Annotated in this window: 7 protein-coding genes; all 7 read right to left on the bottom strand. The window is 72.6% G+C overall.

From position 1 onward, the window contains the following. Nucleotides 1-46 precede the first annotated feature (46 nt). Nucleotides 47-2266, bottom strand: a complete 2220-nt coding sequence (gene glgX, locus ACH9EU_RS07510; RefSeq protein ID WP_396413319.1) for a glycogen debranching protein GlgX — start codon at nucleotides 2264-2266, stop codon at nucleotides 47-49. Then, nucleotides 2253-3224, bottom strand: coding sequence for a 23S rRNA (guanosine(2251)-2'-O)-methyltransferase RlmB (gene rlmB / locus ACH9EU_RS07515; protein ID WP_396413320.1), 972 nt, complete (start codon nucleotides 3222-3224; stop codon nucleotides 2253-2255). The genes glgX and rlmB overlap by 14 nt, the downstream gene beginning before the upstream one ends. A gap of 36 nt (nucleotides 3225-3260) precedes the next feature. After that, complete coding sequence (gene cysS, locus ACH9EU_RS07520) at nucleotides 3261-4691, bottom strand: cysteine--tRNA ligase (RefSeq protein WP_396413321.1); 1431 nt, start codon at nucleotides 4689-4691, stop codon at nucleotides 3261-3263. A gap of 36 nt (nucleotides 4692-4727) precedes the next feature. Beyond that, the gene (ispF, locus tag ACH9EU_RS07525; RefSeq protein WP_396413325.1) at nucleotides 4728-5222 is read right to left on the bottom strand and encodes a 2-C-methyl-D-erythritol 2,4-cyclodiphosphate synthase; all 495 of its coding nucleotides are present in this window, start codon (nucleotides 5220-5222) and stop codon (nucleotides 4728-4730) included. A gap of 33 nt (nucleotides 5223-5255) precedes the next feature. Next, complete coding sequence (locus ACH9EU_RS07530; RefSeq protein WP_396413322.1) at nucleotides 5256-5633, bottom strand: hypothetical protein; 378 nt, start codon at nucleotides 5631-5633, stop codon at nucleotides 5256-5258. A 38-nt stretch (nucleotides 5634-5671) separates the two neighbouring features. Then, nucleotides 5672-6418, bottom strand: coding sequence for a 2-C-methyl-D-erythritol 4-phosphate cytidylyltransferase (locus ACH9EU_RS07535; protein WP_396413323.1), 747 nt, complete (start codon nucleotides 6416-6418; stop codon nucleotides 5672-5674). Nucleotides 6419-6522: 104 nt separating this feature from the next. Then, a partial coding sequence (locus ACH9EU_RS07540; protein WP_396413324.1) for a 2-oxo acid dehydrogenase subunit E2 occupies nucleotides 6523-8190 on the bottom strand: 1668 nt, incomplete at its 5' end.

Genomic DNA, 8190 nt, shown 5'->3' on the forward strand with positions numbered 1-8190 from the left:
CCGGGGGCGGCCCCTCCGCCGTCCGGGGGTCCCGGTGCGGCCGGGCTCACAGCACCCGGAAGAGCGTGACCGAGTTGGCGGGGACGCCCTGCGCCTGCCCGGACCGGAAGCGCGTCCCGTAGCGTCCGTGCAGCACCGAGGCGGTGCTGTGCACGAGGGAGAAGACCCCGCCGACCGTCTCGAGGGGGTAGCCGTCCTCGTCGGCGGGCACCAGGTCCGTCAGGGACGGGAACGTGATCGCCATGTCCGCGCTCGCGCCGTTGACGACCACCAGGCCCGCGATCCGACCGCCGCGGGAGCCGAGCAGCACCTGGATGGTGCGGGAGCCGGGAGCCTGCCAGTCGGCCGCGGTCATGGGCTTCCCCGCCGGACCGAACCAGTGCATGAGCACCTCGTCCGGCCGCGTCGGGAAGTGCGAGGGCTGCCCGGAGAGGAACTCCCGGCGCACGCCGATCAGCTCCTGGGTGGCGGCGAGCATGGCCCGCGCCGCCGGAGCGAGGTGCCAGTCGGTCCACGACAGCTCGTTGTCCTGGCAGTAGGCGTTGTTGTTCCCGTGCTGGGTGCGACCGATCTCGTCGCCGGCCGTGATCATCGGCACGCCCTGCGAGAAGAGCAGGGTCGCCATGAGGTTGCGGGACGTCTGCGCCCGGTCGGACCGGATCCGGGCGTCCCGTGCCGGTCCCTCGATCCCGTGGTTCCAGGAGTGGTTGTCGTTGGTGCCGTCCCGGTTCCGCTCCAGGTTCGCGTGGTTGTGCTTGTTGTCGAAGGAGACGAGGTCCGCCAGCGTGAAGCCGTCGTGGGCGGTCACGAAGTTCACGGAGGCCAGGGCGCTGCGCCCGGACGCGGCGAACATCTCCGCCGAGCCCGCGAGCGCCCCCGCGAGCCGGGAGGCGTTGCCGCCGTCCCCGCCCACGCTCATGCTGCGGGGGCCCGTGAGCCAGAAGTCCCGCGCCGTGTCCCGGAAGCGGTCGTTCCAGTCGGCCCACCCCTCGGGGAAGCGGCCCGTCTGCCAGCCGCCCATGCCCACGTCCCAGGGCTCGGCGATCAGCTTCACGCCGTACAGGGCGGGGTCGGCGCCGACGGCCACGAGGAACGGGTGGTTGCGGGTGAATCGGTGGCGCTCGTCCCGTGCCAGCTCGGGCGCGAGGTCGAAGCGGAAGCCGTCCACGTGGCAGCGCTGCACCCAGTAGCGCAGGGAGTCCAGGGCCATCTGCACCACGCGGGGGTTGCCGAAGTTCACCGAGTTGCCGCACCCGGTGACGTCGACGTAGCGCCCGTCGTCGCCGTGCCGGTAGTAGGCCTCGTCGCCGAGTCCCCGCCAGCAGTAGGCGGGCTCGTCCTGGCCGGCCTCGGCCGTGTGGTTGTAGACGACGTCGAGGTAGACCTCCAGCCCGGCCCGGTGCAGCTCGCGGACCATCGCCTTGAACTCGTCCAGCACGGCCTGGGGACCCTTGGCGCGGGCGGCCGCGGTGGCGTAGGAGGCGTGCGGGGCGAAGAAGCCCAGCGTGTTGTAGCCCCAGTAGTTGCTCAGCCCCAGCTTCGTGAGGTGCGGCTCGTCGAGGTGGGCGTGGACCGGCAGCAGCTCGACCGCCGTGACGCCCAGGGAGGTGAGGTAGCCGAGCATCACCGGGTGGGCGAGGCCGGCGTAGGTGCCGCGCAGTTCGTGGGGGATGTCCGGGTGGCGGATCGTGAGGCCCTTCACGTGGGCCTCGTAGACGACGGTGTCCCGCCACGGCGTGGCCGGGGCCCGGTCCTCGTCCCAGTCGAAGTCCTGCTGGACGACCACGGAGACGTAGCGCCCGCCGTAGGCGTCGGGGCCGGGGTCGTCCACGTCGGGGGGCGGGGCGACGCGGCGCAGGCCCTTCGCGTGGGGGTCGAGCAGGATCTGGCGGTCGGCGGGGTTCGCGGAGCGCCGGCGCGCCGCGACCGACCAGTCGGCGGGCACGAAGCCGTAGTCGGTGCCCGCGGGCAGGGCGGGCGCCTCGTCCCGGTGGAGCACGTACTCGAAGCCCGTCTCCGAGAGCCGCTGCTGCTCGTCCGGCGGGATCGTGCCGTGGTGCACCCCGCCCGTGCGTCCGGTGAGCCGGCGGCGCTGCCACGTCCCGCCGGGGAGCCGGTACACCAGGTCCAGGTCCTGGACGCCGGGGGCGTAGACCGCGACGTTCGCGCTCCCGTCCCGCTCGGCGGAGGGGTGCACCCCGAGCGGGTACGGGCGGGACACGTACGGGCGCCCGGTGTCCTGGCGCAGGGGTTCAGGAACGAGCACGACGCCGTGAGACCTCGTACAGCGTGATGCCCACCGCCATCGACGCGTTGAGGGACTCCATCGCGGAGTCGATGGGGATCGAGACGATCTGGTCGCAGTTCTCGGCGACCAGCCGGGACAGGCCCTTCCCCTCCGCGCCCACCACGACCACGAGGGGCTCGGTGGCGAGCTCGAGCTCCGGGAGGTCGACGTCGCCGCCGCCGTCGAGGCCGGCCACGAAGTAGCCCATGCCCTTGAACTCCTCGAGCGCGCGGTTGAGGTTCGTGGCCTTCACGACCGGGACGCGCGCGGCGGCGCCGGCGCTGGTCTTCCACGCGGACGCCGTGACGCCCACGGAGCGGCGCTCGGGCAGGACCACGGCGTGGCCGGAGAACGCGGAGACGCTGCGGATGATGGCACCCAGGTTGCGCGGGTCCGTGATCCCGTCGAGGGCCACGAGCAGCGGGGGCGCGGAGATGTGCCGCTTCTCCCACTGGGTCATGAGCCTGCGAGCGGTCTCGACGGCGTCGCCGTACTCGTAGGCGGGAACCTGCAGGGCCACGCCCTGGTGGATCGCGTCCCCCGTGATCCGGTCGAGCTCGGACTTCGAGGTCTCGAGGATCGTGATGCCGCGCTCCGCGCACAGCTGCAGGATCTCGCGCACCCGGTCGTCCACGTCGATCCGGCTCGCCGCGTGCAGGGCCTTGGCGGGCACCTCGGCGCGCAGGGCCTCCAGCACGGAGTTCCGGCCCGTGACCAGGTCCTCGGGAGCCCTCGACCGGGTCCGGGCACGCCCGGCCGGGGACTGCGCCCGCTTCTCGGCGGCCTTCTTCAGCTTGTGCGCCTTGTGGTAGGGGCGGTCCTCCGCCCGGGGGGTGGGGCCCTTGCCCTCGAGGGCCTTGCGGCCGTGCCCGCCGGTGCCGACGAGGGGGCCCTTCTTGTTCTTGCGGATCGCGCCGGGACGCTTGGGGGCTGCCATGGGATTCCTCTGTTCGGTCGTGGGTGGGTGGGCCGGTCAGGCCACGGTCCAGGCGGAGCCGTCGGCGCCGTCGCGCACGGCCAGCCCCGCCGCGGCCAGTTCGTCCCGGATGGCGTCGGCCCGGGCCCAGTCCTTGGCCGCCCGCGCCTCGTCCCGCTCGGCCAGCCGGGAGCGGACGAGCGCGTCGAGAGCGGCGTGCTCCGCGGCGTTCCCGCCGCCTCCGCCCAGGTCCATGAGCGGCGTGAGGCCCAGGACGTCGGTCATGGCCCGGACCGCCCGGGCCTGCCCGGCGGCGTCCGCGCCGGAGGCCAGCGCCGAGTTGCCCGCGCGGACGGTCTCGTGGAGCACCGCGAGGGCCTGCGGGACATTGAGGTCGTCGTCCATCGCCTCGGCGAAGGCCTCGGGCGCGTCCGCGGCCGTCCCGGAGTGGTCCGTACCGGCCTGCCGGGCCGTCCGCAGGAAGGCCTCGACCCGCTCGACGGCGGCCGTGGCCTCGGCCAGGGAGGTGGGCCGGTAGTCGAGCACGGACCGGTAGTGGGCCTGTCCCAGGTAGTACCGCACGGCCAGCGGCCGCGCCTCGGCGAGCATCTCCGCCGGGGAGACGGTGTTGCCGATGGACTTCGACATCTTCTCGCCCTGGTAGGTCACCAGCCCGTTGTGCAGCCACAGGGTGGCGAACGCCCGCCCTGCCGCCGCGGACTGGGCCAGCTCGTTCTCGTGGTGGGGGAAGCGCAGGTCGAGGCCGCCGCCGTGGATGTCGAAGTGGTCGCCGAGGTACTTCCCGGCCATGGCCGAGCACTCGAGGTGCCAGCCGGGTCTGCCGGGCCCCCACGGGGAGTCCCAGCGGGCCGTCTCCGGCTCCCCCTCCTTGTGGCCCTTCCAGAGGGCGAAGTCGCGCGGGTCCCGCTTGCCGCGGGGGTCCGCGTCGGGGGCGTCCTGCATGTCCTCGACCGACTGGTGGGTGAGCTCGCCGTAGCGGTCCCACGAGCGGACGTCGAAGTAGACGTCGCCCGAGCCGTCCGGGGCGGGGTAGGCGTGGCCCGCGTCCACGAGGGACCGGATGAGGCCCAGCATCTCGGGCACGTGCCCGGTGGCCCGCGGCTCGTACGTGGGCCGGGCGATGCCGATGGCGTCGTAGGCCGCGGTGAAGGCCTGCTCGAAGCGGTAGGCCAGCGCCCACCACTCCTCCTGCGGGTGGTCCCCCCGGTAGCCGCGCTCGAAGGACGCGGCGGAGTTCGCCAGGATCTTGTCGTCGATGTCGGTGACGTTGCGCACCGTCGTCACCCGCAGGCCGCGGAAGTCCAGCCAGCGGGCCAGCTGGTCGAAGACGAGCGCCGAGCGCACGTGCCCGATGTGGGGCATGCCCTGCACGGTGGCCCCGCAGTAGTACAGCCGGGCCTCGCCGGGACGGACCGGCTCGAAGGCCCGCACGGAGGCGGTCACGGTGTCGTAGAAGCGCAGAGTCACACGGCCCATCATAGTGTCGGGCCGACGGCGCCCGGCTCAGGCGCGGGAGTCGCCCACGGGGACCACGAGAGCGGTGGCGACCGCCGCGAGCCCCTCCCCCCGGCCGGGGAAGCCCAGGTGGTCGGAGGTCGTGGCGCTGACCGTCACCGGCGCTCCGGCGGCCTCGGTGAGGACGGCCTCCGCCTCCGACCGGCGCGGGGCGAAGCGGGGCCGCTCCCCGATCAGCTGGACGGCCACGTTGCCGATCTCGAAGCCGGCCGCCCGCACGATCCGGGCGGCCTCCGCCAGGATCCGCGTCCCGGAGACGCCTCGCATCCCGGGCCGGTCCACCCCGAAGTTGGAGCCCAGGTCGCCCGTGCCGGAGGCCGAGAACAGCGCGTCCGCCGCGGCGTGCGCCACGACGTCCCCGTCGGAGTGCCCGGCGAGCCCGGTCTCCCCCGGCCACTCCAGCCCGGCGAGCCACAGCGGGGTGTCCTCGGGGCCGAAGGCGTGGACGTCGACGGCGATGCCGGTGCGGGGCAGACCTGTGATCACCGCTCCAGTCTGCCACTCCGGACCAGTGCCCTACGCCTCCGTCCCCGTGTCCTCCCCACTCCCCACGGGCGGCTCTCCACCCGGGCGGTCTCGGTGTTCGTGCGCCCGCGCGGCGATGGCCAGCCGCAGCTCGGCCACCACTTCCCGGGGCTTGGTCGCCACGGCTCGCGGCAGGCTCAAGGTGTAGCTCACAGGGTGCTTGCGGAAACGCCGCATCATCCGTCCCGGCTTGCTGGCCAGCCGTCGGCCGACGTCGGGGATGTAGTCCTCGGACACGCGGATGTTCACCGTCGCTCCGCAGTTGCTGCACCTGAAGGAGGTCAGCAGTCGACCGGCGTAGGTCATCTCGTGGTCGCACTCCGTGAAACACGAGGCACAGACCAACGACGCGTGTTGGATCTGTTCCATCGGTGCCTCCCGCTCTCGAGAACGAAGTGGTCCCGCACTCAGTGGACCTGGTGATCCATGGCAGCGATCAGCTGCTGGGCCACCACCAGATCGTGGGCGTAGGTGATCTTGAAGTTCTGGTCCTCGCCCGATATCCACCGGATGGGCAGGTCGGTGTACCGGGCGACGCACCCCGCCGTGTCCGTCGCATCGAGACCGTCCCGAGCCGCTGCCTCGTACGCATCCACCAGGGGCCGGGCGGCAAAACCCTGGGGCGTCTGCGCCCGGACGAGGTGGCTGTGCCGCAACTCCACAACCGTGCCACCGCCGTCACCGGTCATGGCCATGTCCGGACCGTAAAGGGCCGGGATGGCCGCTCCGTAGTCGCGCGTCGCATGCAGCACGGCCGCGCACAGCTCCGCGGAGAGCAGTGGCCGCGCCGAGTCGTGGATGAGGATCGAGTCCACGAGCCCCGCATCGATCCGCGGCACGAGGTGCCGGAACGCTCTCAGCTCCGAACCCTGACGGGTCGAGTCGCCGTAGACGATCTCCACATCGGCGGTTACCTCCTTGTCAAGCACTGCTTCGGCTCGCCGGTGGTCCTCCGGCCTGATGACCAGTACGAGCGGTGAGATCTCATTGATCTCGGCCATCACGTTGAGCGACCAGGAGATGAGGCTCTGACCGGCCAGCGGAAGATAGGCCTTGTTCACAGAGCCGCCGAAGCGGGTGCCCGAACCGGCCGCCAGCACGATCCCGGCTGCCGTGGATCGAGCGGTGGAGTCCTGGCCTCCTGGGGGCTTCATGTCTCAACCATAGCCAAGTCGGCGTCCCGGCAACCAGCTGAGGACCTGCCAGGGCTCGACGGCACCCAACCGGCCGGAGAGCGGGTCCCCGGCCGGCCGAGGGCCTACACCACGGCGCCCAACCGGGTGGGATCGCCGATGATGCTCCGCAGAGTGGCGATGAACCGGGCCGCGTCCGCACCGTCGGCGGTCCTGTGGTCGGCGGTCAGGCCGACCGTACAGAGCAGCCGCGCCCCGAACGTACCGTTCTCGCCCACGACGATCCTTTGCTCGATCGATCCCAGGGACAGTGCCGTGGACTGCGGAGGCGTCAGCAGCGCGTTGAACGAGGTGATCCCGAACCCTCCGAGGTTCGACAGCACTGCTGTTCCACCCTGCAGCTGCTCCAGCTTGAGGGAACCCCTTCGGGCGTCGGCTGCCGCACCCCGGATTCGCCGGTCGAGTTCCAGCAGCGGCACGTTGTCCGGATTCCTCAGCACGGGAGCCAGGAGGCCGTTGTCCGTGTCGACGGCCAGGGCGATGCCCACGTCCGCGTTCGGAACCAGTCCCTCGTCCGACCAGTAGGCGTTGAGGGAGTGGTGGGTGCGCAGGGCGAGGGCCTGGGCCTTGAGCAGGATCGCTGTCCATCCCGCGCCCTGCAGCTCCGTCTTGCGGATTCTGTCGAGCCCGGTGAGGTCCAGATCCGCGTAGACCGTGAACTGAGGGATCTGGGCGGAGGCGGTCATCACCTTCGCCGTCTGCTTTCGCAGGCGCCGGCGACGGATCTCCGACCGCGACCCCTCCTCCGTCCGCGGTGTTCTCTGCTGCGGAGACGACGCGGTGGGCGGGGTTGGTGCCGTCGTCGTCGCCTGTGGAACTGCGACAGCGGGTCGGCGAGGAGGAGCAGCGACCGGCGCCGCGGCCTGGGGCCGGGCGGCGGCCTCCACGTCCGGCACCCGAACGGTGCTCCACGGCCCCGTCGGGCGCACCCTCGCCAGGTCCACACCGGTCTCGGCCGCGAGACGGCGCGCCGCCGGGACCGCGACCGGCCAGGCCCGCTCCTCTGCGATCTCCCGGGTTGTCCCGGGTTCCGCGTTCGAGGACACGGCGGCCGGGGCGGGCGCCGGTGACGCGTCCTGGGACTCGACCGCCACCGGGACCGAGACCCCGCCCTGGGCCTCGGCTGCCGACGGCACCGCCGGCCCGGCCGAGGCCAGAGCCGGCGCCGCCGGCTCGTCGAACAGGTCGCCCAGCAGGTCCTCGGCCTCCGTGGTCATGTAGCACAGGGGCTCGCCCACCGGGATCACGTCCTCGGGCTGGGCCACGATCTCCTCGAGCACCCCGCTGAACGGGGCCTCCACCTCCATCTCGACCTTGTCGGTCTCCACCTCGCAGATCGGCTCCCCCGCCGTGACGGTGTCCCCGGGCTGCTTGAACCACTGCGCCATGGTGCCCTCCTCCATGGTCATGGACATCTTGGGCATCGTGACCGGCTTGCGGTTGCTCGAGAGCGCGGCTGCCGGACTGGGCGCCGGTGTGGAGGCGGGGGCACCGTTGCCGGACTCGACGGCCACCGGGACCGACACCCCGCCGGTGGCCTCGGCCACCGACGGGACCGGCGGCCCACCGACCGGCTCCGCCGGCTCATCCGGCTCGGCCGCGGCCGGTGCGGCCGGCTCGTCGAACATGTCGCCCAGGAGGTCCTCGGCCTCCGTGGTCATGTAGCACAGGGGCTCGCCCACCGGGATCACGTCCTCGGGCTGGGCCACGATCTCCTCGAGCACCCCGCTGAA

This window comes from Kocuria rhizosphaerae (genome assembly GCF_044462265.1).
Lineage (GTDB): Bacteria > Actinomycetota > Actinomycetes > Actinomycetales > Micrococcaceae > Kocuria > Kocuria rhizosphaerae.

What these genes read in the sequence shown, in the direction of transcription:
- ACH9EU_RS07530 (WP_396413322.1), bottom strand. Translation starts at nt 5,633, where the DNA reads ATGGAACAGATCCAACACGCGTCGTTGGTCTGTGCCTCGTGTTTCACG.
- ACH9EU_RS07535 (WP_396413323.1), bottom strand. Translation starts at nt 6,418, where the DNA reads ATGAAGCCCCCAGGAGGCCAGGACTCCACCGCTCGATCCACGGCAGCC.
- rlmB (WP_396413320.1), bottom strand. Translation starts at nt 3,224, where the DNA reads ATGGCAGCCCCCAAGCGTCCCGGCGCGATCCGCAAGAACAAGAAGGGC.